We start from the raw sequence: 25,520 nt of genomic DNA, 5'->3' as shown, positions 1-25,520 counted from the left end.
TGGAGGCTTTCTGTGGGTCTTTAAGTGTTCTACAAAACCTAAGACAATTATTGACTGAAAACCGCTGTCTTAGTATAAATAATTAATTGGAGTATGCCGCTAATGGGAGCGCATTCCCGATTGTTATTGCAAATATGGGCTTTATTGGGACAATAACCGTGGCTGGGCTTTCACAGGAAGAGGATCACGCATTCGAGATCACGGTATTAAAGGGGTTTTTAAACAAGGAAGTGTAAGTAGGGGTTGTCACACCAAGAGATCAACCTGAAGTCAGTCTCTTGCAGTTGCTTTTGCTAACTGGAAAACATCCCGTTAATTTGGACATTTCTCCAAGGGGGGTGGCAGTTACATGGAAAATCTCCTGCTATTTCTGCCGATTTCTCGCCGAATAGGATTTTTCTACCGAATTAGAGGGAGGTTTTCCCACTAGATGACGGTTTATAGCTATTTACAGCGAAATAGCAGGAGGAATTCCTGTTAGATTTAAGTTCGAGGCTGCTCTCGAGGTTTGCACCCTTAAGAGTCAGCCACTTTTTTGTACCATTTTCAAATTGGTTGCAAGATTTCATCAATAAGTTTCAATTCGTTTGCAGTAAACTCCAAGCGATTGAGCGCTGCCACATTTTCTTCAATCTGGCTTACTCTGCTGGCACCAACTAGAGCTGAAGTAACACGATTCCCACGCAAAACCCATGCGAGAGCCATTTGAGCCAGTGATTGCTCTCTAGAAGCCGCTAATTCGCTTAACTGGCGGGTCTTGTTTATAATCTCATCGGTGATTTGTTCAGGTCTTAGAAATCTGTTGCCACTGCCAGCTCTTGAATCAGCAGGTATTTCCTTCAAATACTTATTGGTCAAAAGTCCTTGCGCCAAAGGGAAGAAGGCAATGCTGCCTACACCTTCATCCACAAGCAAATCAAGCAATCCGTCTTCTTCAGGAGTACGATCCAGCATGGAATAAGCGGGTTGATGAATTAAACAAGGAGTGCCTAGCTTATTCAATGCATCGATTGCAGCCTTGGACTCTCGGGCATCGTAGGAGGAAATGCCGACATAGAGAGCTTTCCCTTGACGCACAAGCAGATCGAGTGCGCCCATCGTTTCTTCAATAGGAGTATTGGGATCAGGTCTGTGGTGATAGTAAATATCCACATAATCGAGTCCAAGACGTTTCAAGCTTTGATCCAGGCTCGCTACCAAGTACTTTTTGGATCCCTCATCCCCATAAGGGCCAGGCCACATATCCCAACCGGCTTTCGTTGAAATGACCAATTCATCACGGTGAGAGGCAAGATCCAGCTTAATGATTCTGCCGAGATTTTCTTCGGATGAACCTCCAGGCCAGCCATAGTTATTCGCCAGGTCAAAGTGGGTGATGCCAAGGTCAAAAGCGCAGCGAACCATCTCGCGAGAGTTATTGAAGACAAAGCCGTCTCCGAAATTATGCCACATCCCGAGCGAAATTGCTGGGAGCTTCAAGCCGCTTTTACCCACTCGATTGTATTTCATGCCGTCGTATCTAGTGCTGCTAGGTTGATAATTCATATTGCCTCCTGAAGTAAACAATTTGATGGTTAAGGAGTTCCGTTAATCCAATAAGTAATGAAATTCTGAGTTTCAGTGGCATCATTCATTGCGCCTTCAAACCACCAAACACCAGAGCCCGCAACCTTGGCCCCCTCGGAGATAGCGTTATTAACTGCGATAGAATGATTCAAGGCATTCTCGTAAGGCTGATGCCATTGTGTAAGTCGAGAGACGCCTTGCCCGAGCGGAAGCAGTTCGCAATTCGTCGTGCTTAACGCGTTGCTGATTCTTTTCACATTATCCTTGATCGCTAACTGGTAAGATGCCGCATCGGTTGTATACGGATTTGCAGGATACGGGTTCGTTCCGCTTGTATCGCCCGTATCATAATCCATAAATACGATCATATTCAGCAAAGCGCCAAATTGCGTTAATTCACTGTCCGGCATGTATAAGGAGAAAGGGTTGCCACAAATGGATAGATGTTTCGTTGGACCAATAGCATTTCGGACCTTCTGGATCAAAAGACGATAGTCGCTGCTTCTGGCGCCAGGTCCAAGCGGCTCGAAATCAAGATTAATGCCGTCTAAACCGTAGGTATTGACTAGCTCTGCAGCTTTGGCGGCAATTCGGTCATGCATCGTTGCTTTACTGATCGTTGGTGTATGTAGAACACCATTATTATCGGTGTAAGGTACGGTTTGCACATGAAGGAAGCTGTTTCCATTAATAGAACCGATTAATTTCATAGTGGGATCATAGGCTCTGGATTTCGTTACCCAATTGGCAAGCTGAGAGTAGGCGGCTGAATCAAAGGTTCCGTCTACAGCTCCCCCGACTGTATCCTCATAGGTAGCTGTCCCTGCAACTCTGTCAAAGAAACCGACATCGATCATTTGGTACTTGATTTTATAGGTCTGCATGTTAGTAAGTACATTTTGGATAAATGTATTCGTTTGGGGTGTCATGACCCACTCAGGGTTCGTATAGGTAATATTATTTTGCCTGTAAGCAGAATCAACGGTCCAAGCTTGAACCTCAACATAATGGTTATAGGCGTTAGCGCTGCTTCCATTCGAATAAATCCTTAGATATCTTGCGTTTACCGGAGCGAAGGTAATGGCTTTACCTGCACTTGTCTCGGCATATTCTGCATCTGTTCCAGTGCCTAATGCAGCAGAATTATTGGTATCATTGTTGAAAACGGTTGTTGTTCCAGTACCGAAAGTGGAGGAGTTCGATAATCGAACGATGACATCTTTATAGCTTCGGCCATCGGCATAATAATGCCATAGGTTTACTTTGTTGATGTTATAGCTGGCACCGAAATCAATTTGAATATACTTCAAACCGGTTGCGGCCTCAGCGAATGAATTGGAATTGGTCGTGATCCCGTCAGTAGCCAATGGTTTATTAGTTACTGTTGCATTGGAAGTCAATGTTTTCCCTGCGGCTACATTTTGGCTGGCGGCCGAAGCGTCCGGCGGAAAGAGATTGAAACTAAAAGTGAAAGCTAGAGTAAATACCATAAGTGTGGAAATCGATAAAGATATGAGTTTCTGCATATTATGTACCCTCCATGTTTAGTTTTTGACTACAGCGTACTTGATTTTCGCCCCTCCCCTGACTAAAGTGTATGCGCATTCAAAGTTCGCAATAATTAATTAATCCAATGCACAAATTAAATATAAAATTTGGATTTACATTTGTCAATAGGAAAGAAATTAAGTATTCATGCCGTGCGATTGTGCAAAATAACAAAATTGTGTAGAATAGTCCAGTGTACCAATTAATTAATAAAGCCCGCTATTGCTGAGTTTACGAACATACCAACGTAAGTAATATACAAATAATGACATATGATATTCGTGTTAATAAAATACAAAAGGCAAAGGTGGATTAGCATGAGAGAAGTAACTGGTAACCTACAGTTAATGAAAAAAATTAATAGCTCTTTGATATTAAATTTAATTCACCGCGAAGCGAGTGTGTCGAGGGCGGAAATTTCTCAAAAGTTAAAACTGAGCCCGACGACCGTTTCAGCACTTGTTGACGAGCTCATCAAACAAGACTTAATTGACGAGATTGGAGAGAAGACTTCGCAAGGAGCAGGCAGAAAAGCGATTGCACTAGAGATCAGTCGAGATAAGGGCTATATTATTTCTATTGGTTTGGGGAACAACCACTTTAATGCCGCATTGATCAACTTTCATAATGAAATTGTATTTGAATATCAAGAGCCAGTTCTCAAAGGCAATGAACGCATCCTTCAATTTATTAAAAAAGCAATTGATAAATTATTAGGTTTAAGCATGATCAAAGACCCCGCGCATATTCGCGGGATCGCCATTTCTTCGCCTGGCATTATTGATGAGCCAGGGGAAACAATTATTACATCCGCACTGCTGCAGATCAATAACCTGGAAATCAAAAAAATACTTGATCTTGATTACAATTATCCGGTTATTGTCGTCAACGACGTTAAAGCGGCTGCCTTTTCCGAATATTACAGCGGTGCGAGAAACACGGACAATTTGTTTTTCTTATCCATCGATTATGGCATTGGGACGGGGCTCATCATTGACGGTAAAATCTATAAAGGATATAAGGGCGCTTCAGGGGAAATCGGCCATATCCAGATTGATCCGAATGGACTGCTTTGTCAGTGTGGGCGAGTAGGATGCATAGAGACGGCCTTAACTGAACCGTATATCTTGCTGAGGGCGCAAAATGCGGCGCGGAAAGGTGATTTGACGCGTGTTCCCGAAACCTTCGACGAGTTCTTGAAAATGTATGAAAAGGGCGAAGACTGGGCGGTAGAAACAATGAGAGGAACATGTTTTCTTATCGTCCAAACACTGGCGGCTTTCATTAATTTCATCAGCCCGGAAGTGCTTGTTTTATCCGGATGGGTCACCCGTTCCGAGAAAGTCATGCAGCAGTTGAAATTAGATTTATCCCAGTTTCCCTTCCCGATTCCTTTCGATGAGTCCAGGGTCGTACAAGCTTCATACGGCGAACGAAATTTCCTTATTGGCGGGGCTACGCTAATGCTTCATGAATTATTCAGCACGTACCTTTAAGTGAAACGCATAGGTAGAATGAAATACTCTTCCAGCCAGTGGAGGGGTATTTTTTTCATATTCTAGGTAAAAAAGGACTTGATTTTAAATGAAATTCAGATTACATTATTAATAAGTTTAGTGGACGAATTAATTATTGCGGGAGGGAATTATGACAATTCAAGTTGGGATGATGGATGAAAATCCGCAAATAAATGCTGAGTCTATGACGCTCGAACAGAAGATTGGGCTGATGTGTGTTGTCGGAATTCCTTCTTATCAAGTAGAGAAGTCTTTCTATGAAGCCATAGAGCAGCGTCATTACGGCGGGATCGGACTTTTCCCTCACAATATTACCAATAAAGAGCAGGTCGCTCAAATAAATAGGGATTTACAAGTATACATATCACAATTTGAAAAGGCAGTTCCTTATTTGATCTCCATCGATGAAGAAGGAGGCACACTCTCCAATTTTATTGATTTCTTCCCTACAGTGCCTGGCAATCGTGCGATTGGACTAGCTAATGATCCTCAACTGGCGTATTTGTCTGGCCGATTAATTGGAAGTCAGCTGCATTCGTTGGGGGTGATGATCGATTGGGCGCCTGTGCTTGATGTGAATACGAATCCGCTCAATCCCGTGATTGGCGTACGCTCATACGGAGAGGACCCTGCTATAGTCGCTGAGTACGGCACAGCTTTCATGAAAGGAATGAGAGAATCCGGTGTATTAACGACGGCAAAGCATTTTCCTGGTCATGGAGATGTGCACGCAGACTCCCATGTTGAGCTTCCTTCTTGTGAATTGACGCTGGAGCAATTATACCAAGAGGCTCTAATTCCTTTTCAACATGCTATCGCTAGCGGCATTGATGCCATCATGACGGCTCACTTGGTCTTTCCCAACATTCCGGCATCCAACCAACTGCCAGCCTCCCTCTCACCCTACTTTATTAATCAACTGTTAAGACAGGATTTGGGTTATGACGGCGTCATTTGCACAGATGATATCGAAATGCACGCGATTAAAAATAATTATATTCCCGAAGAAATCGGGGTTATGGCTGTTCAGGCTGGCAATGATCAAATTCTTATGTGTCATACCCCTGAATTTCAAAACAAAGTGTATGACGGGATTCTCCAAGCGGTGCAGACCGGAGTTATTAGCGAAGATCGCATTAATCAATCGATCCGCCGAATCCTGAAGTTGCAACAATCGATGAAGCGATGCCGAGCAGAAGCTAGTCCCATTCCAAGTTCAGAGTGGGAGGAGCTTGCCTTGCGAATTGCGGAATCCTCCATCGTGATTGATCGTGATCCTGCGCAGTTACTTCCGCTGAAAGAACAGAAATATCTACTCATTCTGCCTGAATCGCAGAAGTTAACGCAAGCTGACACCACCTACACGAAGGAACTATCTCTAGCCAAATGGTTAAGTGAAAGCCAAGTGCGCTATGACATTGTATATACATCTATGGAACCTAGCCCAGAAGAGAGACTTGAAATTGAACGACAGCTTGCAGAAGTAGATGCCGTTATTCAGGTAACCAGAAATGCTCACATGTTTCGCAATCAAGTCGCTGTCGCAGAAATGTGTGCACAGAGGAAGCCGCATATTTGTTTGATTATTCGCAATCCGTATGACGCTGAGTATCTGCCAAAGGAAAGTACGGTAGTCCAAATATGTTCGGCAACGGATGAAAGTATGAAAGTTTTGTGTAAGCGTTTTCTAAGAGGGGGATGCTAAGATGGCTTTCGTGCAAGCTACGAAGAAATCCAAAATAAAGGCAAGCGTTGACGATCTAGTAAAGAACAAATGGCTTTACATCATGTTTTTACCGGTCATGGTCTGGTACATCATTTTTACGTATTGGCCTATGTTTGGCGTTGTGATTGCCTTTGAGAAATATAATGCAGTCAAGGGCATATGGGGGAGCGACTGGGTTGGACTTAGGAACTTTCGACAAATTTTTACGGATCCCTATTTTTCGAGAATACTGAAGAACACATTCCTCCTCAACATTTATGGTCTCCTGTTCGGTTTTCCTATGCCAATCATTTTGGCGCTATGCTTTAACGAAGTCAGAAATATGGTTTTTAAGAAAATTACGCAAACCCTTAGTTATTTGCCTTATTTCATTTCCACCGTCATCGTATGCGGGTTCGCACTGACCTTTCTTTCACCAAGCACAGGCGTAGTTAATCTTATGCTCAATAAATTTGGCATTGAAAGCATTTATTTCTTGCAGGAGCCGGGCTATTTCCGAAGTATTTATGTATTTCTTGGCATTTGGCAAGGGATGGGTTTTTCCGCCATTATCTATATCGCCACTCTTTCCGGGATTAGTCCTGAGCTGTATGAAGCTGCGAAAATAGATGGCGCTAACCGTTGGAAGCAGCTTTGTTATATTACATTTCCCAGCTTAATCCCCACGATTACGATCATGCTCATCCTAAATATGGGCAGCATGTTGAGTGCGGATGTTTCCAAAATCATTCTTCTATATAACCCAACTACGTATGAAACAGCGGATGTATTAAATACATACGTTTATAGACAAGGCTTGCTGGGCAGCAATTACAGCTATGCTACGGCTATTGGTTTGTTCCAAGGTCTCGTCGCTTTCATCCTCGTATTTGGCGCCAACTTATTCAGCAAAAAAGTCAGCGAAACATCGCTTTGGTAGGAGGAGGGCAGCGATTATGATGGAGAAACGAAAATTAGATTCGGGAGATTTGCTATTCAGTACCATCATTTATGTGTTAATTATCTTGATTTGTGTCGTTACGGTATATCCGTTCATTTACGTGATTAGCCTTTCGATCAGCAATACAAGCAATGTGATGCACAATGATGTATTGCTTTTGCCCAAAGGCTTCAATCTGGCGGCCTATAAAGCGGTGTTAAGCTACAATGGGATATTTGTTGCCTATGCCAACACACTGTTTTACACCATTTTCGGCACGCTGCTAAGCTTGCTGTTGACCGCATTCGCCGCTTATCCTCTATCACGGAAAGAATGGAAATTTCGCAACGTCGCCACGATATTCTTAGCTATTACGTTATGGTTTGGCGGCGGCATGATTCCTTTCTACCTGATGATGAAGGATATGCATTTGTTGAACTCCCGCTTGGGCGTGCTGTTGTATGCGGCTATCTCAACCTTCTATATCATCGTCATGCGGACGTATTTCTCCAGTCTTCCCAAAGAATTGGATGAATCAGCGAAAATAGATGGCGCCAGCGATATCCGAATTTTTTTCCAAATTGTGATCCCGTTATCCAAGCCGGTTCTAGCTGCAATTGGGCTCTACTATGCGATTGATAAGTGGAACTCCTTCTTCTGGGAAATGATTTTGCTTAATAAAGATTCCATGCTGCCTGTTCAGGCGCTGTTGGTTCGCATTATTCGCGACAGCTCATTTGACAAAGAAATGCAAACAGCTTTAACCCACAATGTTGAAGTACTGCCCATCACGATACAGTATGCCGCTATTATTGTTACATCGCTTCCGATTATTCTAGCTTATCCTTTCCTACAAAAATATTTTGTGAAAGGGGTGATGATTGGGGCAATCAAAAGCTGATCGATTATAAATTTCTGTTCGGTTCCATTTTGTTCAAATAAAAAGGAGGTTGACCATGTTTCAAACGACAAAGAAATGGTTATCAACGGCACTAGTTTTATCGACAGTTACACTGATTGCGGCTGCATGCGGAAGTTCAACGGACTCCCAAGCGGATGTAACCAATTCTCCTTCAGGTTCTGCGTCAGCGGCTGCAACTGCCGGGCAAAAGCCTACTAAGCTTACCGTTTTCATCGCCAGCCGGACGACCGATGCCTTGTATACGAATGAAACATTGATTTGGAAGGAACTTGGTAAAAGGCTGAATATTGATTTTGAATTTATTACCGGAGATAAAAAAACGATGGCCGCCAAGCTTCCGCTTATGGTAGCCTCGGGGGACTATCCGGATATCGTGTCGGGTTCGATTGCTGATTTTAACAAATTTGGCCCACAAGGGGCATTCATTCCACTCAACGATTTGATCGCAAAAAAAGCTCCTACTATTACGAAGTACTTAGTGAATGACAAAGATGCCAAATCGCAGACGATTGCTTTCGATGGCAATTTATACTCCGTCCCTATGTTGTCGGCTGTTCGTTCATCGGAAGGCCCGCTCATTCGTCAAGACTGGCTGGACAAATTAGGGCTCCCACTTCCGGAAACGATAGACGATTGGCATACTGTGCTCAAGGCATTTAAAGAAAAGGATCCTAACGGCGACGGCAAAAATGATGAAATTCCGTTCTCATCCGTAGAAACCTTTTATTTGAATTTCGCTGACGCATGGGGCATTGATTTGAATGCGGACAGCCGGTGGATGCAGGAAAATGGGAAAATGATCTATACGCCGATTGATCCGCGCACCAAAGAGTATTTGACCACGATGAATCAATGGTATAGCGAAGGCTTATTCGAGAAAGAGCTGCTATCCAGGCAGGAAAAGGATTGGCAAACGTTGATTTTCAACAATAGAGTGGGGGCTACGAATCACTGGATTGGGTTTGTGGCTGGATTTAACGACATGCCAGAAGTGAAGAAAATTCCGGGCTTTCACTTTCAAGTTACGAAGCCGCCTGTGTTACATAAAGGAGATAAAGCTTTAACCGATCGTCAACAGCAGATTACGGTGCCTTGGGCATGGGCGATCAGTAAAAATAACAAAAACGTGGACGTAACCATGAAATTATTTGAATACGCCTATAGCAATGAAGGTCAAACGTTGTTGAACTTCGGCGTTGAAGGGGACACCTATACGAAGGGGAGCGATGGTACCCTCAAGTATACGGATAAAATCGCCAAAAATGTGGACGGATCTGCCAAGGCGCTTTATCGTATAGGCGCGCAACCTTTGCTCGGCTTCCGGCAAGATCCACAGTATGAGAAGGCTTCATGCGTAAGTGTGGATAGCTGCAAACAACTGTTTAACTATGTAGACAATAATTATTTTAGAGATGCGATCCCGACTTTGAAATATTCCGATGCGGATATGGATGATTATAATCGGATTACAACGCAAATTAATACGTATGTGGATGAAATGCTCAGCAAGTTCGTGGTTGGTCAAGAACCGCTTAGCAAATTTGATGCTTTCGTAACGAAGGTAAAATCAATGAATTATGATCAGTTGGAAAAGATTCAAAATAAAGCTTATGCGAAGTATAAAGAATTAGCTAAGTAAAGCATAAAGCGTATTTTACCGTGTAGACGATAAAATACGCTTTTTTGCAAGCCTGGATCCCCAAGGCCAGGCTTATGACTAAGAAACTTTGCCGTTTACTTCATTTCCCAATTGGTCACTTGAACAACCGCTGCATCGGCATTTTTCAAATCGGTTTCTCCGTTTTTCAGAAGCGTGCTCCACTGCTTGACGCGGTTCTTGCCATTAGGAGGCTGGTTATAGTCGTTGGTATCTACAATTAAGGTGCGTTTGGCGTAGAAATTCGTCATGAAAGTCTTCTCGTCTTTACTGGTGCCAGAGCGTGAAAGAACACCCTCGAGACTGCCTGAATCCCCAGTGGAGCCTTGATTTAGCGCTGTATCGACAAAGGAGCCGATCGTTAAAGCGGAATTGAAACCGCGCTGACGTGCCTGCTGTACGCTATATTTAATATACACGTCATAGAAGGTGCTCCAGATAGCATCACGCCATTTGCTATTGTTCTGCAACGCATTTATCTTACTAACGAAGGTTTTCTCATTATCGGTAATTTCCAGAATGGCACCTTTCATAGTTCCATGGACGCCCGCTCTCGCCAGTCCGCCCTGAATAGAAGGGTTGCTTGCTCCGCTGACTTCGTCATATTTCTTGAACAAGGCAGGACCATCCGGATTCGGATCGTTGGCTCCGCCTGTAGTAGCGCCGAAAATACCGATGGTGTAACCGCGTTTATCCGTCAGCTTCTCGCAATAACCATAAAACTTGGTCCAATCCAGTGAATCTTGCTCAGGTTTGTTGACAAGCTTCATGATATTGTCCCATTGTTCACCGTCAAGGCCTGTATTGGCCATCAGAAATTGCAGCGTTGCCGGCGAGAAATTAGCATCGTGCGGGTTTGCTTTAGCTGCCACTGTCTCCGAAGCAGGATTCCCTTCGGCAAAGGCTTGCGGTTGAAGCGGGACTGCGGCAGTGAGCAAAGTTGCAATAACGGAAGTGCCTACCAGAATCGAAAAGAGTGATTTCATCTTACCTTTAGCTGATTTTAAATTGGACATTGTTCATTCCTCCTAAGATCATATATAAGTTGTAAGTATCAATTCTTTTCCTTGCCTAGAAAGTTGAAGCGCTTTAACTTTTCAATGCAAAAATTCTTCTGTCTTAATTATTGTAGTGCAGGAAATCATCTTCCTCCTTCCCGGAAGTATAAACGTTTAAACATTTAAAATGAAAACGATGTCATCAAGTTGTAGGATGACCGATCACTTCCTTAATTTACCATAGGCGCAGTCGGTTGGGAAGCATTATTTTCGATGCGTTGGTGAAATCTTTAGGGTGAACCCACCGACCTAACTACCAATCCAGATGGAGCACTTCTTTATCATGATGATTGATGCATCAATGGGAGGGCAGTGCTTATCGGTGTGCTCCGTTGGATAAAACCATTAGAATGGCGTTTTCGGCAGCGGTGAGTGGGCCTTCAGTGGATAAATCCACTGGAATAGCCCAAAATGAGGATTTCACAGCGACATTGGCAATTTTCATTGGATATATCCAGCGTAGGCGGCAAAAAGGTGCCCTTTTGCTTAAAAACGCTGTATTAATCCAGTGTAGCTTGAGAAGGGACTTACATTAGTGGGAAGACAGATTTCCGCAAATGAATAAAGCCCCACGCTATCTGCGGTGAAATAGCACCGAGAAGTGTGGGACTTCAATATCTTACTAGGACAAAGACAAATTCTAAGCCTCGACCCACTCGCGGCGCAGCGAGAACAAATCGCGCAGCTCGTCGGTCGACAGCTCGGTAATCCAGTTCTCGCCGGAACCGACGATCTGCTGACTGAGGCCGAGCTTGCGCTCGATCATCTCATCGATGCGCTCCTCCAGCGTGCCAAGCGTGACGAACTTGTGCACCTGCACATGGCGCGTCTGGCCAATACGGAAGGCGCGGTCCGTCGCTTGGTTCTCGACGGCGGGGTTCCACCAGCGATCGTAGTGGAACACATGATTCGCCGCCGTCAGGTTGAGTCCGATGCCGCCGGCCTTCAGCGAAAGAATGAACACATTGCGCTGCTCTTCCGCCGGCAGGCTTGCGTCCTGGAAGTGCGCGATCATGGCATCGCGCCCCGCTTTGGGTGTTCCGCCGTGCAGGAACAACACCTTCTCGTCAAGCTCTTGCTGCAGCACATGCTGGAGCAGGTTGCCTGTCTCAACAAATTGCGTGAAGATCAGGCATTTGTCACCTTCTTGGCGCAGCTCCTGCACCATCTCGAGCAGGCGCTCGAGCTTGTTGGAGCGTCCGCTCCATGGGGCGCCAAGCCCTTCCTTGAGCAGCAAAGCAGGGTGGTTGCACACCTGCTTGAGCTTCGTGAGCGCGGCGAGAATAAGGCCCCGCCGCTCCATGGCTGAGAGCTTATCCAGCCGATCGAACATATCTTGGATGTAGTTCTCATACAACGAGCCCTGCTCGGCTGTAAGCGAGATGAACGTCTTGGACTCGTTCTTTTCCGGCAGATCCAGCTGAATCGCGGGATCCTTCTTCTCGCGACGCAGCAGGAAGGGACGGATCAGCTTCTGCACTTTGCCAATCGTTTCGCTATCGCGTGTCTTCTCGATGGCGTTCACATAGCGATGCGTGAATTCACGAACCGTGCCGAGATACCCGGGGTTGGCGAAATCGAAGATCGACCACAGCTCGGTAAGCCGGTTCTCGATCGGTGTTCCCGTCAAAGCAATACGGTGGAAACCGTCCAGTCGGCGAATGGCTGTAGCTTGTTTCGTATACGCATTTTTGATATTTTGAGCTTCGTCCAAACAGATCGAGTTCCAGGTTATTGCGCCCAGTTCACTCTCATCCAGATGGGAAAGCGTGTAGGATGTCAAAACCAAATCGGCCTTGCCAACGATCTCTTCCTGAAAAGCAGGTCCCTTCAAGCGCTGAGGACCATAGTGCAAATGCACCTTCAACGACGGTGCAAAGCGCTTGAGCTCCATCTGCCAATTGCCCAGTACAGAGGTCGGGCAAATGAGCAATGAAGGCGTAGCCGGCTTTTCGCTCTCTTTGACCGTGAGCAAATAGGTGATCCACTGGATCGTTTTCCCGAGCCCCATGTCATCGGCCAAACAGCCGCCTAAGCCGAATCGGCGAAGGAATAACAGCCAAGAAATCCCGTCCACTTGGTAGTGGCGCAGCGATCCTTGGAAGCTGGGCGGAGGCTCGATGGTAGGAATCGCCGAGGTCTGGGTCAACTGATCGACCATGTGGCGCAGTTGTTCGTTCAGCTCGACCTCCATCTCGATGTAGCGCATTGCGTCGGGATCGTCTTCGGCGGGCAGTAAGCCTGCGGCATCTCCGGCGAAGTGCAGTTCAAGCACATCGCGGAAGGAGAGGCCCTGCTTCTTCTGCACCTGTTTCATAATCTGCTCGACTTGCGCCATGAACAGCGGGTCGAGCTGAATCCAGTTGCCGCGAATCTGAATCAGCTTGCGCTTCTCCTCGAGCAGTTGACGGAATTCCTCTTCCGTCAGCTCGAGATCACCAACAGCCAGCTTCCAGTCGAACTGCATCAGCTGGCTGAGTCCGAACATCGTCTCCCGTCCAGAACCGACGGAAGACTTGATCTTCGCGCGCAGCTTGGGCCGCAGCTTGCGGATGCGCTCCCACCAGGCCGGGAGGAACACACTCGTCCCGGCCTCTACAAGCCGCACGCTTCCCTCTGCGAGGAAGCGCCAAGCCTCCTCCTCCGTCAACGTCTGACGGAGGACGCCTTCACCCGCATCCAGCCACGGCAGGATGCGGACCCACTTGGCCGCGTCGCGTTCGACGCGGCCGATCTCGGGCAGCCAGGCCTCCGGCAGCGGCTGCTCGCCCAGGACCGGCTCGCCGCTGGGCGTGACGGTGCGCAGCACCTCCGGCGCCAGCCGGTCCTGCAGCAGCACGCGGAGCTGCCAGCCTGCGCTGTGCGCCAGATCGGGCTCCGTGAGCTGCACGCAGGTGCGCATCGGCGTCCGGTCCTGGCGCCATCCGATGGCGACGAGCCAATCCTCCTCGTCGAGCCACAGATCAGCGCCAATCTCGCCGCGGCGCATCAATGGATACGCGGCTTCAAGCTTGCGCAGATTGTCTTTCATGATCCCATCGGCGTCCACCCACTCGGGGATGAGGGCGTGAATCCACCGTGAAACCATCGGCGATTCCAAGGCTTGCAGGTCATCCGGAAGCTGGAGCTTCCAGCCGATCTCACCGGCTTTCCATTTCTCATAATCCGGCATGAAGCTGCCGGAGGCCAGTGCCTCTTGAACAGCCGGCGCCAAGCGAATTAGATCCGCGCAATCCTGCTGCCAGCTTAGCTGCAGATGCTGAACGGGCTGCGGGTCGCTGAAATAGTCGAGCGCTTCCAGCGGTCCCAGCTCGATGCCTTCGCGATTCTGCCATTCACTCGGTTCCATGAAGGTACCGAAGAAGGAGGAGCGATGCCAGGCAAAGAGCATGTTTTTCAAATCAAGAGCATCCCAAATTCCGCCGTTCTCGCGGGTTCCCCAGAGAAATAAAGAACCGTTCGGCAAGGAGCTAACGTGGACGGTCAGCGCGCTGGTTTCGATCATCGAATCCATTTTCCTTTCTTGAGCTCTTCTTGGAAAGCACGCAAGCGCGAAAATTTATCCGCCAAGCGATACACATAATGCTCCCAGCGATCATCTTGGCCTAACTGTTTATAGAGGCTGTGCAGCTTCTTCAGAAGCCTTACAGCCGTTTTGTAAGAAGCTCGGTTTTTCTCCAGAACAGCCCGTTCAGCAGCTTGATGATACAGCGGGAGAAGCAGCGCGGCATCATGTTCTTCAATCGCTTTAAGCTCCATCCCATATAAGCTAAGAGGCGAAATGCGGTTCGCCAACTGCAAATCGACCCATTGCCGGTACCGTTTCGTTTGCAGGAGGTAAGCCGTGTAATAGTAGTAAGAACGAGGCAGCAGTGTCTCCATGACCTGAACCCACTCGCTGTCCGAATCCAAATGTTTGGTTGTATCCAGCCAGAACTGGCAAAATGTGCGGAAATCGTCGTGATTGGCATTCGCAATCGACTTGAACAGAAAGCGAAGCCACACTAACATGAGATCCCACTGTTTTTGGTTGTAGTAGTGATTCAGGTAGAGGAAATAATCCTTGGAACTCGGCTGAGCGAGTTGGTCCAGACGTTCGAAAGCGCTATCGGTATCGCCTTGCATGATGTCAAAATGGGCTCTTGCGGCGATTAACGTATCTTTTTTGCGGGCGGTAAGTTCCTTCTTGGCAAGCAGAGTGTCCAGACGCTGAATTTCCTCTTTTTGTGCTCCTGCTTGAGCCGCCAGCTTCCACCAGATGAAGCGGTAGACGAACAACCAGTCGATAGGGCTATCCTTGCCTTGCAGGGCGAATTCGCCGAGCATTTTGAGGGTAGCCAGCCAGTGCTTAGGCTCTGCCAGGAAGGAAGCCGGAATGTCGATGCGGTCAACGAATTCAACCAGCTTATCCTCGCAGTTCTTGGCGGCTATTTTGCAGCCATTTTCGTGATAAAAGGATAAGTAGGAGCTTTTCGTTTCTTGATAAAACTGCTCGATCTTACGCATCATGAAAAGCACGATATGGCACAAGTAAATCTCGCGGGTCGTACTTTTCCAATTCGCGGCGAAGGGCGGCAGAGACTCGAGCGCTGAGTCATAGAACGTCTCAATGGAATGTTGATGGGAAATGGAGAATCCATGGAATTTCCCCTCGAAGAAACGATGCCAGTCGATAGGCATTGTTTCTTCCATAGGTACGTTAGCCTGTGCGGCAGCTTTCCGTTCCTGCGCCAATGCGGCGCTGCGGATCGGTTTTTTGCGCGTGTTTATTTGTTGTTTTAACTGTTGAAGCACCAGTTCAGGACGGCCATAAGGGGCGTAAAGGCTGAAAAATGTCGCGCCAATATGCTTGCAAAAGCCATCGTAAGAACAGCTGCACTCGCTAGTTGAGAAATTTTCTAAATTCAATGTCGTGGTATTGACCTTCTTGCCAGCGACAGTTGCCTGAATGCTAGTGCCCTTCAGGTCCACTTCGGTCACACGACCTTTATGATAGTACTCCCAGCCCTGCTCCAGGACGACAGCGTCGAAATGCAGCGGGATTTGCTTGATTAGGTAGTTCATTCGATTTTTGGGAATCTGCAGTTTCAGCATGTGTGCTTTCCTACCCTCCGAGCGGTACATTCCTTCTTCCATAGTAACAGATTTTTTCCGAAATTGCCCATTTCCATAGTTTATGCCAAAGGGTATTTTTTTAATCGGGGCAAAAGGGGTTAACCCTGCATTTGGACCTATAATATGATAAAGTAAAGGGATAAGGAAAGTTGCTGAAGGGAGACTGTGCGCATGGGTGTTAAGTTTGGCAGAGAGTACAAAGACATTGTCACAGATTTCGTACGTGGAATTGAACTGGTGAACGGATTTTATGAATTCCTGGAAATGAATGCGGACGATTGGGATGCCCTCGATAAGGATGAACAGGAAGAATGCCTGCGTACGCTGGCTGACGATATTTTTTATGCTTTGGGCAGTACGCCTGTCATGCAGGTTGGGGCGGGCTCTGTGCGCCATGATGCAAGCAATCACGTTCTTAAGGTACATGACGGCGAGAAACTGGTTTCGGTTATTTATTTGGTCTAAAACACGCAGAACTGTGATATAGAAAGGTGTAAAGAAGCTATGCTGGATGGAGCAAGAAAGGTATTGCAGCAGGTCTATGGGTACCCGGAATTCCGGGAAGGTCAGAAAAATATTATCACCAACTTGCTGGAGGGCCAAGATACATTAGGCATCATGCCAACAGGCGGCGGTAAATCGATCTGTTACCAGGTTCCTGCCATGCTGATGGAAGGCGTGACCTTGGTCATTTCGCCGCTTATATCCTTGATGAAGGATCAGGTGGATGCTCTGAATGTGCTCGGCGTTCCGGCGACCTTCATCAATAGCACGCTGGAAGCCAGAGAAGTCGAACTACGGATGCAGGGGGCAATGCAGGGCAAGTACAAGCTGCTGTATATTGCGCCCGAGCGCTTGGAGTCTGAACGGTTTCGCGCGCGGATGGCGGCGCTGAATCTGCCGCTCGTGGCCATTGACGAGGCGCACTGTGTCTCGCAGTGGGGGCATGATTTCCGCCCGAGTTATGTCAGCATAGCTCCGTTCATTCGCGAGCTGCCGAATCGCCCGATCGTGGCGGCCTTTACGGCTACAGCGACAGCCGAGGTTACGGCTGATATTGCAAGACTGCTTGATTTGAATGAGGCGGGTATTTTCATCAACGGGTTTTCCCGGGATAATCTGGAACTGACGATTCTTCGCGGGGAAAACAAGCGGGATTATATTCAGAATTATGTGAAGGAACATACGCACCAGCCCGGTATTATTTATGCCGCTACGCGCAAGGATGTGGAAGAACTATATGAGCTTCTGCGCAAAAAAGGCTACGCCGCCGGCAAGTATCATGCGGGTTTAACGGATGACGAGCGCTCCTATATGCAGGAGGCGTTTCTCTATGACGATATTCGCGTGATGATCGCGACGAACGCCTTCGGGATGGGCATCGACAAATCCAACGTCCGCTATGTCATTCATTATAATATGCCGAAAAATATGGAAGCTTATTATCAGGAAGCGGGACGCGCCGGGCGTGACGGGGAGCCAAGCGAATGCATTCTGCTGTTCAGCGCGCAGGATATTATGACGCAGAAGTTCCTGATCGAGCAGAACCAGCTCTCGCCTGAGCGCAAAGCGAACGAATACAAGAAATTGCAGACGATGATCGATTATTGCTATTCGCCGCGCTGCTTGCGCAACGTCATTCTGCACTATTTTGATGAGACGAATATTAAGGATACCTGCGGCAATTGCAGCTCTTGCAAAGATGATCGCGATACAGTGGACATTACCGTGGAAGCGCAGAAAATTTTCTCCTGCATTCGCCGCATGGGCGAGCGGTTCGGGATCTCCATGGTCGCCTCCGTGCTCAAAGGCTCCAAAGCGAAAAAGATTCTCGACTACCGCTTCGATCGTTTGCCGACCCATGGCATTATGCGGGATCTCGCTGAGAAGGAAATTTCGGATCTGATCAATGTATTGATCTCTGAGGGGTTCATGCAGCTGTCCGATGGGCAGTATCCGGTCGTGAAGCTGATACAGCCGGCAGCCGAAGTGCTGCAAGGGAAGCTGCAAGTCAACCAGAAGGTACGCAGGCAGCCTGTGCGTGCGGCTGCCGCTGTCGACAATACATTGTTCGAACAGCTTCGTCTGCTGCGCCGGGAAATGGCTGCTCGCGAGAAGGTGCCTCCGTATATTATTTTCTCCGACAGCACGCTGCGTGAGATGAGTGAGATATGTCCGACCACCGAGGCCGCCATGCTGCGGATCAAAGGTGTCGGTGAAGTAAAGTATCGTAATTACGGCAAGCCATTCCTGGAACTGCTTCGCACCTATGCGGGAGAGAGCGATGTTGGCGCTGTCGCCTATGATTTTGAATAAGGCTGGGAGGGGAAGGTGCGTGAAGCTAGAGGACACCGACATTGCGGCGAGTCTTGCGCTCTTAACAGGCTGGACAACCGACGATCAGAAGTGGATTGTGCGTAAATACCGTTTTGCGGAGTTTATGAAGGGCATTGGCTTCGTGAATGAAGTCGCTCGCCTTGCTGAAGCCGATGACCATCACCCTCTCATTGCCATTGATTATAAAATGGTGACACTGCGCCTAACCTCGTGGCATGCAGGTGGTCTAACAGAGCTTGATTTCAAGGCGGCTGCTAAATTTGATGCGGCATTCGCAGAGATGAATTAAGGGGTACTGTTGTACACCATGCAATGAAAAGCGGAAATCCCTGTAGGCGTCCATCTGTCATACGTATCGGTTATGATAAAACCAGCTCGCTGGTAAGTCTGAATGGCACGCTCGTTCCAAACGAGCACCTCAAGATCGATCTCCTGTTGTGGCGCTTTGTTCAGAGCTTCCTTGATCAACAGCTGAACAAAGCGGGTACCCAGCCCGTCTCCTCTACCGCAAAGATCGGGACGAAGGCCTAAGCCTAATCGAGTAACTCCGATGATCGGGAAGAATTGAACGAAGCCAACGAGCTGCGCTCTTTCGTTTACAACACCTCTGTACTGCTCGGCTCGAATCTGCAGGTCTGCGAACTCGGTTTGCTCTTGCAGCATCGTGTCCCAGGCTGGCCAGTTGTAGATCTCGTAGGGGGCAGAGTATTGCCATGTACATAGCTCCTCGCAGTAGGCGTCTGTTAACGGTACGATGTGCCAAGGCAAGCTCGATTTGCTGGTATGTGCGGGTTGAATCACGCTGATAGTCACCCTTTCTTTTGGTTGGAGGTTCACATGGATTGGCGTTTAGTTGTTCTGATTCCTACATTCACTGCGTTTTCTATGCTGCTGTTGGGATTAACTCTATTTCGAATTTCTTTATCTAAAAAATGGCCCTTGGTGCTGCTTGCTGCATTCATCCTAGCCAATGTGTTTAGTTTGCCTGTTTTCCTTGCGTATACCGAGGCATTGAATCCGATGCTTATTATTTTATCGCAGGCTATCCTGATTCAAGTTATTTTTCGACTCAAAATTCTCCATGCTCTCATGGTTGTTTTCTTGGGGGCGCTCGGGTACACGATTTATTTGGCCATTGTTCTATTGATCACTTGGAGCCTAACGAATATTCCGCTAGCTGATTATTTTGGCAGGTTGGACAGCTCTTATTTCTATTTTAAAATCGTGGCTGCTTTACTGGCGGATTGCACTGCCTATGTACTGGTTCAGCGACGAATGGGCTTCACCGTGCGTGTGGAGCTTAAACCAACCAAGTATGAGCGTTCCAGAAAAAATATGTTATTGCTTGTCTTGGTGTTTACATTCCTCTTATTTTCGTCAACGTATTATGCAGTTAACCTGGAATTCACGTACATTTTCTATTTCATCGCCGGCTTCTGCTTATTACTGGGGTGGATCCTCTATCTCCTTTATCGCAAAGAAATGGAGGACATTTAGTAAGCGGAATATGGGGTACAATGATAAATAGGCAATTAGAAACAGGAGGTCAGCGTTATGACTCAGGTTACAGTTCGCGAAGCGGTTATGCAAGATATTCCGCAGTTAAAAACGTTAATGCTCGCTTATATCGTGGATTTCTACCAGTATCGCCAGCCCGAGGACGACAAGCTGAGTGGCTTGATCCATACGCTGCTGGAACAGAAGGAAGGCATTCAATTCGTCGCGGAGACAGAAGACGGCACACTGGTCGGCTTCGTGACTCTATACTTCACATTCAGCACCTTGCGTGCTTCCAGAATTGCCATTATGAACGATCTGTACGTTGTGGAGGCTGAGCGTGGACAGGGAGCGGCGCAGAAGCTGTTTGCAGCTTGCAAAGGCTATGCGGCCAGAAACAGCTATGCGAATCTCACTTGGACAACAGCCAAGGATAACTTCCGCGCGCAAGCCTTTTACGATAAAATAGGTGGAGATCGAAGCGATTGGCAGACCTATTCCGTTAATCCGACAAGTGGGATAGGCGATTAATTAAGGGATGAAGGAAGGTGGCATGCACCAGTGGAAAATATCGTAAGCCAGACCTGGCTGCTTGGACAGCTAGGTGATGCAAACATCGTCATCGCGGATTGCCGCTTTGCGCTAGGGAAACCGGAATCAGGCAGACAGGATTATGAGCAGGGTCATATAGCAGGAGCTGTGTACGTCGATCTGGAAAAAGATTTATCCGGTGCCAAAATGGCGCACGGAGGCCGGCATCCGCTCCCTGATCTGGGAGCCTTCTCCATCCTCGTTGGCAACCTCGGCATCGATGGAACGAAGACCGTCGTGGCCTATGACGATCAAGGCGGCGCCATGGCTTCGCGCCTATGGTGGATGCTGAAATTCCTCGGCCATTCCGAGGTGTATGTCCTTGATCAAGGGTACACAGCTTGGCAATCCGCCGGTTACCCGGTAACGGACGAAGTGCCTGCGGTGTTCCCGCGGATGTTCTCACCGAAAGTGCAGCGTTCCATGCTGGCGAGCATGGATGAGGTCAAGGACAAGCTCGGTCGTCCTGGCACCGTGCTTGTGGACTCGCGCGAAGAGCGCCGCTACCTCGGCTTGGAAGAGCCGATTGATGCGGTTGCCGGACACATCCCCGGCGCGCGCAATTACTTCTGGAAAGGCGTGCTCGGCGAGAACGGCGCATGGTTGTCCGCCGCGGAGCAGGAGCAGCACTTTGCCGGTTTGCGCGATGCGGAAGACATCATCGTGTACTGCGGCTCGGGCGTGACGGCATGCCCGAACGTGCTGGGACTTAGCGAAGCTGGGTTTGATAATGTGAAGCTCTACAGCGGAAGCTGGAGCGACTGGATCTCATGGGAAGACAACCCGATTGCGACGGGGGAAGAGTAATAACGTAAAGATCGCGTCCGATGGGCATTGGGTGAACAATGAATGACAAAACAGAATCTGTTCTCTACCGGGACGGGTAGCAGTATGATGTACCAGCGTTTATTCAGTTTTTGGATAAGTCATTGAGCTTCCCTGTGTTCGATTGAAACCCAAAAGTTCAATCTATATTTGTTGGTGCGTGGTGCGGCAGAGGTGGAAACGAGTTACTTGGTGCGGTGAGCGATACTAACTGGTGGTGCGCGCGGCTAGCAGCTGCGCCCCTTTGCTGCCGCTTCTTCAGCTGAGGGAAACATTGGACTTATCCAGTGTTTCCCTCGTTTTTGCGCTTCAAAACCTTATTTCATTGGGTTTTTCCAATGGAATTTGCAGAATCGGCCCTTATTCTACTAAAAGATTGGATAAATCCAGTGAAAGGTTGATTTCAGCAGCTTTAAAGCCGATTTCATTGGATTAATCCAATGAAATCGGCTTTAATAGTCTGAACTAATGAAGCGCTGTAAAAAGCGTTCTCCCGCCAGGTGGTGGGAGAACGCTTTTTGGAGTTTACCTGTGTGAACGGTTACGTTCTCTCCACTAACAACGCCAATTAAGGTGCCTGGGATAACGCCCGCAGTTTTCGTTCCATCCTATACTTTGGAGTTTGTTAATGTAGGTGCTGAAATCGTCAATTGTTTGGCTGTTATTACGCCTGTCTGTACTGTAATGTTAGCAGGCGGCAAATAATTTCCTGCATCTCCCCCCGAAAGGGCATAGGATACGGTAATCAACTTGTCTGTTCCTACCTGTGTATCATTATAAGCTCCTGCACCTTTACTGGGGTTGGGGGGGATTAATTTGTCTGTCTGTCTATCTGTCTGGATTATCCTAACGAACTGTATGATGCTTATAGGTGAGAAAATGACTCCTTTGAAAATCTAACGAACTGAATTGGCCTTATGAGGTAGTTTATAGGCAAAAAGGCGAGCTTTTGCGTGGAATAGATAATCTGGAATTCGTTAGATTTTTTAAATGAACCATTTAGCTCGAATAAGGGTTATTGAGTTCGTAAGGGCAACTCGCGCTGGCAACTCGCGTAAGGACAGCTTCAAAAGATCAGCTCTTGAAGAGGAGCTCCCATAGGGGCTTCTCTCAAATTCCCGAGAGGTTCGCCCCTTTGTTTGTCAATCAGGTGAGCCGATCATCTTCAGCTCCCTAGTTATTCTCATTGATTTCGTGAACACCGCCGGCGAATACTTTCTTGGACAGGACGCCTTGGGAGATGAAGGATAGAAATAACAAACTCAGCAACCCCCACCATCCGAACGACTTGAAAATATCCTCTGGAACGATCAACGTATTGCCCATATAAACAAGGAACAATGCCCCTTGAAGCACTCTAAATGATCTGGCGTCGATCGCATGCTTCCATGCCACGAGCCTTTCATCCACTTCTTGAACCATCGTTTTTCTCATCTTTTTTGGGGATCTCTTTATTCTGGTGAGCTTAATAAAATAGGCAAATGCTGCACTAAACGGTATGACTGACAATCCGATCAGAGCCTTGTAATTGGTTACAGGACTATGATCCATAAGACCGAAAAGGATACCGAGTGCCAAAAGAAGGATACCTACAATCAGTGCCGCGCCCGTAATGACTTTCGCTTCTTTAACTACTTTTTCCGTATTCATCCATCATTCCTCCCAGAATAAGTCGTTCAAAGTTTTATTGAGAGCCTTGCATATTGCCATACATAATTTGAGGCTTGGATTGTAGTTGCCTGTTTCGATTAAATTGATTGTTTGCCTTGTCACTCCCACAATCTCAGCTAATTGTTCCTGAGACACATCGGACTCGATTCTGGCGATCTTCATTTTTTTGTTTTTCAAGAAACTCATTCTCCTTTCCACTCAATTGTATGTATCGCATTACTAAATGTCAAATATAGATTACATTTTGTAACAAAAATAAATGTCGTTTTCGTCGGAGCCATAGGCGAGTTTTTGTGTTCACTTTTCTCGGACAAGCAATTGGCTTCATGCAAGTGCTATAATCAGGGGTAGACTGACGCGAGTAGAAAGGTGATAGCGATGAGTGTAATTCGGCTGGAGAACGTTACTAAGAAATATGAAGATTCTATGATCTTTCGCGATATTTATTTTCGAGTAACCCAAGGTGAGCGTATTGGTCTCATCGGACGAAATGGTGCCGGCAAGTCGACGGTTTTCAAGTTGATTATGGGGAAAGAAGAGCCAACGGCTGGCAAGGTGGAAATAGATCCACAGGTTAAAATAGGGTATTTCTCTCAATTCTCCGAACTGCGCGGAAGCCTGTCCGTTCAACAGGAGCTAGAAATGTGCTTTGAGCAGGTTGCTCTTATTGAGCGTGAACTGCAGGAAGTTGGAGACAAGCTGGGTGTGGTGACCGATGATGCTGAAATGGAGCAGCTGTTGACTAGACAGGCTGAGCTCTTCGAACAAATGGAGCATTTGGATGGCTGGAATGTACCTGTTGAAATTAACACAGTTCTAACGAAGCTGGGGTTCAACGAAGTGATGCGCAATCAGCCGATTGATGAATTGTCGGGAGGTTGGAGAAACCGCGCAGCGCTCGCTAAGATGCTAATTGAGCTGCCGGATGTTGTTTTGCTGGATGAACCGACGAACTATTTGGACATGGAAGGCATAGCTTGGTTGGAGCAGTGGCTGCATCGTTTCAACGGCGCTATGATTCTGGTTTCACATGATCGACAATTCATTGATAAAGTAGTTACCCGCACTATCGAGATCGAGAACTATCATTTTCAGGAATATGAAGGGAATTACACCGACTACATCCGCAAAAAGAAGATGCGCAAGAAGGAGCTCGACCGCCAATTCGAGTGGGAGGAAGAGCTGCTCCTTATGGAATCAGAGGCGATTGACAGCCGTGCAAGCAGGAAGTCTTCGAAGGATCGATTATCCCGCCAATTGGCCGATAACAAAAAGCGGATAGAACCTCATCCCGTCAATGTGCTAATCACGGATATTTATGAAAGATTGCGATTTCCGGACAAGCTGTGCGAAGTCCAAAAAATCAGCCAGACTTACGACGGTCGGTCCATCTTTGAGAATGTGAGCTTCGACATTCAGAAGGAAGATCGCCTAGTCATCGTTGGTCCTAACGGAAGCGGGAAGTCTACGCTCATCAAGGTGCTGACAGGGCAGGAGCAGCCAGAGTCCGGCGGGGTGGTCTGGGAGAAGGGCGTCAGCTACGCTTACTTCAACCGGATGTGGGATGAACTTAATCCTAAGGATACCGTTAGTCACGCTGTGAACACGTACGGATTGGGGCTGGATGCCCCGCGGAAAAAGGTGAACAAATTTCTCGCCATGCTGCAATTCTCGGAGATGGATCTCAGCAAGTTCATCGGGAACCTATCCGGCGGGCAGAAGGCCAGGGTTGCCTTAGCCAAATGCCTGCTCTCCGGTGCAGCGGTGATCATCTTAGATGAGCCAACCAACCATCTGGATCTAACGAGCATTCAGGTCATGGAGCAGGCTTTGATCCATTTCCCCGGCGCTGTCATCACGGTAAGCCATGATCGGTTCTTTATTGATAAAATCGGGACGAAAATGTTGGTCTTCGACCCGGTTACGGGGGTAAGCGAGCAGAATCTATAGATCAATGTTTCACATATTGGGTTGTTGGGTTGGGGCAGGTCAGCGCAGGCTGGATCTGTCGCAGCCTTTTTTTTGCGTTGTTTTGTGCTCTTCTCTGCCTTGCTCTGCGGAGTTTGGTTTTTCTTGGTTTTTTAAGGTTTTATGTGGTTTAATTTGGGCTGGATTGAATTGTCTTGTCTTGTCTTGGAGCTGCTACACGTCGATGCCCATTGGAAAATGTACAGTAGAATTCCTCGAGTAGGTGACTGTCAATGCTCTACATTGGAAAACATCCATTCAAATAGCTGATTAGCACGAGTATTATTGGTTTTGGGGAGATTCTACTGTAGAAATTCCAGTGACGCAGATCTATCTTGCATATTCCTCATATTTCACTGCACAAAATCCAATGGGTCCAATATTTCCTCCGCAGACAGCTATACTCACATTAGATGCTCCAGTGTTCCAACGAAAGATTGCAATCCAACGTACAAGTTATTTACAAAATCAACGTATGAAGCAAACAATCCACAAACAAAGGGCAGATATACTTACTTTTGTATGAGTAAATGTATGATTTATTTTACTATTGTGCGTCCGTCGTTAGTTTGGCACCAAATCATCACCAAACAGAGGAGCGAG

General features: G+C 47.3%; 22 protein-coding genes. 13 read left to right on the top strand and 9 right to left on the bottom strand.

Translation table 11 applies throughout. The features are described from left to right. Positions 1-86 precede the first annotated feature (86 nt). Positions 87-236 carry a heme-binding protein gene (locus LOZ80_RS29735; RefSeq protein ID WP_443146986.1) on the top strand — a complete coding sequence of 50 codons (150 nt, stop codon included), beginning with the start codon at positions 87-89 and terminating at the stop codon, positions 234-236. Positions 237-546: 310 nt separating this feature from the next. Here the strand turns inward: LOZ80_RS29735 and LOZ80_RS29730 are convergent, their stop codons facing one another. Together LOZ80_RS29730 and LOZ80_RS29725 are read right to left on the bottom strand one after the other, a co-directional pair. Continuing rightward, positions 547-1,545 (bottom strand): aldo/keto reductase, encoded by a 999-nt coding sequence (locus tag LOZ80_RS29730; protein WP_238167987.1) that lies wholly within the window; start codon positions 1,543-1,545, stop codon positions 547-549. A gap of 29 nt (positions 1,546-1,574) precedes the next feature. Further along, complete coding sequence (locus tag LOZ80_RS29725) at positions 1,575-3,092, bottom strand: galactose-binding domain-containing protein (protein WP_238167986.1); 1,518 nt, start codon at positions 3,090-3,092, stop codon at positions 1,575-1,577. Between the two features lie 339 nt (positions 3,093-3,431). Between LOZ80_RS29725 and LOZ80_RS29720 the strand changes: the two genes are divergently transcribed. The 5 genes from LOZ80_RS29720 (at position 3,432) to LOZ80_RS29700 (ending at position 9,837) form a co-directional block, all read left to right on the top strand. Further along, a complete protein-coding gene (locus tag LOZ80_RS29720) occupies positions 3,432-4,610 on the top strand; it encodes an ROK family transcriptional regulator (RefSeq protein WP_238167985.1) in 1,179 nt (392 codons plus the stop codon). Between the two features lie 151 nt (positions 4,611-4,761). Continuing rightward, positions 4,762-6,336, top strand: coding sequence for a beta-N-acetylhexosaminidase (gene nagZ, locus LOZ80_RS29715; RefSeq protein ID WP_238167984.1), 1,575 nt, complete (start codon positions 4,762-4,764; stop codon positions 6,334-6,336). Position 6,337: 1 nt separating this feature from the next. Beyond that, positions 6,338-7,276: an ABC transporter permease gene (locus tag LOZ80_RS29710; protein ID WP_238167983.1), complete on the top strand. Its 939-nt coding sequence runs from the start codon at positions 6,338-6,340 to the stop codon at positions 7,274-7,276. Positions 7,277-7,292: 16 nt separating this feature from the next. Next, entirely contained in the window at positions 7,293-8,177 is an 885-nt protein-coding gene (locus tag LOZ80_RS29705) for a carbohydrate ABC transporter permease (protein WP_238167982.1), read from the top strand. A 55-nt stretch (positions 8,178-8,232) separates the two neighbouring features. Next, positions 8,233-9,837, top strand: coding sequence for an extracellular solute-binding protein (locus LOZ80_RS29700; protein ID WP_238167981.1), 1,605 nt, complete (start codon positions 8,233-8,235; stop codon positions 9,835-9,837). 95 nt (positions 9,838-9,932) lie between these two features. Here LOZ80_RS29700 and LOZ80_RS29695 read toward each other — a convergent pair whose 3' ends face one another. The 3 genes from LOZ80_RS29695 to LOZ80_RS29685 form a co-directional block, all read right to left on the bottom strand. Then, a complete protein-coding gene (locus tag LOZ80_RS29695) occupies positions 9,933-10,871 on the bottom strand; it encodes a chitosanase (RefSeq protein WP_238167980.1) in 939 nt (312 codons plus the stop codon). A gap of 682 nt (positions 10,872-11,553) precedes the next feature. After that, the gene (locus tag LOZ80_RS29690) at positions 11,554-14,427 is read right to left on the bottom strand and encodes a DEAD/DEAH box helicase (protein ID WP_238167979.1); all 2,874 of its coding nucleotides are present in this window, start codon (positions 14,425-14,427) and stop codon (positions 11,554-11,556) included. After that, positions 14,415-16,007 (bottom strand): SWIM zinc finger family protein, encoded by a 1,593-nt coding sequence (locus tag LOZ80_RS29685; protein WP_238167978.1) that lies wholly within the window; start codon positions 16,005-16,007, stop codon positions 14,415-14,417. The genes LOZ80_RS29690 and LOZ80_RS29685 overlap by 13 nt, the downstream gene beginning before the upstream one ends. Positions 16,008-16,199: 192 nt before the next feature. On the opposite strand from LOZ80_RS29685, the gene LOZ80_RS29680 reads away from it, so the two are divergent. The 3 genes from LOZ80_RS29680 to LOZ80_RS29670 are packed head-to-tail and all read left to right on the top strand — an operon-like array spanning position 16,200 to position 18,654. Next, the gene (locus tag LOZ80_RS29680) at positions 16,200-16,493 is read left to right on the top strand and encodes a hypothetical protein (protein WP_238167977.1); all 294 of its coding nucleotides are present in this window, start codon (positions 16,200-16,202) and stop codon (positions 16,491-16,493) included. A gap of 39 nt (positions 16,494-16,532) precedes the next feature. Beyond that, complete coding sequence (gene recQ, locus LOZ80_RS29675; RefSeq protein WP_238167976.1) at positions 16,533-18,344, top strand: DNA helicase RecQ; 1,812 nt, start codon at positions 16,533-16,535, stop codon at positions 18,342-18,344. A gap of 19 nt (positions 18,345-18,363) precedes the next feature. Next, the gene (locus LOZ80_RS29670; protein WP_238167975.1) at positions 18,364-18,654 is read left to right on the top strand and encodes a 4a-hydroxytetrahydrobiopterin dehydratase; all 291 of its coding nucleotides are present in this window, start codon (positions 18,364-18,366) and stop codon (positions 18,652-18,654) included. Here the strand turns inward: LOZ80_RS29670 and LOZ80_RS29665 are convergent. Further along, positions 18,651-19,166, bottom strand: coding sequence for a GNAT family N-acetyltransferase (locus tag LOZ80_RS29665; RefSeq protein ID WP_238167974.1), 516 nt, complete (start codon positions 19,164-19,166; stop codon positions 18,651-18,653). The two genes, LOZ80_RS29670 and LOZ80_RS29665, sit on opposite strands and share 4 nt — an antisense overlap. A 36-nt stretch (positions 19,167-19,202) precedes the next feature. On the opposite strand from LOZ80_RS29665, the gene LOZ80_RS29660 reads away from it, so the two are divergent. From LOZ80_RS29660 to LOZ80_RS29650, 3 genes are read left to right on the top strand one after another with little or no spacing between them, the layout of a single operon-like run. Beyond that, positions 19,203-19,862, top strand: coding sequence for a hypothetical protein (locus LOZ80_RS29660; protein ID WP_238167973.1), 660 nt, complete (start codon positions 19,203-19,205; stop codon positions 19,860-19,862). Positions 19,863-19,919: 57 nt separating this feature from the next. Beyond that, positions 19,920-20,393: a GNAT family N-acetyltransferase gene (locus LOZ80_RS29655; protein WP_238167972.1), complete on the top strand. Its 474-nt coding sequence runs from the start codon at positions 19,920-19,922 to the stop codon at positions 20,391-20,393. A gap of 30 nt (positions 20,394-20,423) precedes the next feature. Then, entirely contained in the window at positions 20,424-21,260 is an 837-nt protein-coding gene (locus tag LOZ80_RS29650) for a sulfurtransferase (protein WP_238167971.1), read from the top strand. A 626-nt stretch (positions 21,261-21,886) separates the two neighbouring features. Here the strand turns inward: LOZ80_RS29650 and LOZ80_RS39230 are convergent. The 3 genes from LOZ80_RS39230 to LOZ80_RS29635 form a co-directional block, all read right to left on the bottom strand. Beyond that, entirely contained in the window at positions 21,887-22,090 is a 204-nt protein-coding gene (locus tag LOZ80_RS39230) for a YDG domain-containing protein (RefSeq protein ID WP_337951039.1), read from the bottom strand. Positions 22,091-22,451: 361 nt separating this feature from the next. Beyond that, positions 22,452-22,928: a hypothetical protein gene (locus LOZ80_RS29640; protein WP_238167969.1), complete on the bottom strand. Its 477-nt coding sequence runs from the start codon at positions 22,926-22,928 to the stop codon at positions 22,452-22,454. Between the two features lie 3 nt (positions 22,929-22,931). Beyond that, complete coding sequence (locus LOZ80_RS29635; RefSeq protein ID WP_238167968.1) at positions 22,932-23,126, bottom strand: helix-turn-helix transcriptional regulator; 195 nt, start codon at positions 23,124-23,126, stop codon at positions 22,932-22,934. 201 nt (positions 23,127-23,327) lie between these two features. Here LOZ80_RS29635 and LOZ80_RS29630 point away from each other — a divergent pair, with 201 nt between their 5' ends. After that, entirely contained in the window at positions 23,328-24,899 is a 1,572-nt protein-coding gene (locus tag LOZ80_RS29630; RefSeq protein WP_238167967.1) for an ABC-F family ATP-binding cassette domain-containing protein, read from the top strand. Positions 24,900-25,520: the final 621 nt, after the last annotated feature.

This window comes from Paenibacillus sp. HWE-109 (genome assembly GCF_022163125.1).
Lineage (GTDB): Bacteria > Bacillota > Bacilli > Paenibacillales > NBRC-103111 > Paenibacillus_E.
The sequence above is the reverse complement of the archived record's forward strand: the minus strand, read 5'-3'. Positions and strand labels throughout refer to the sequence as shown.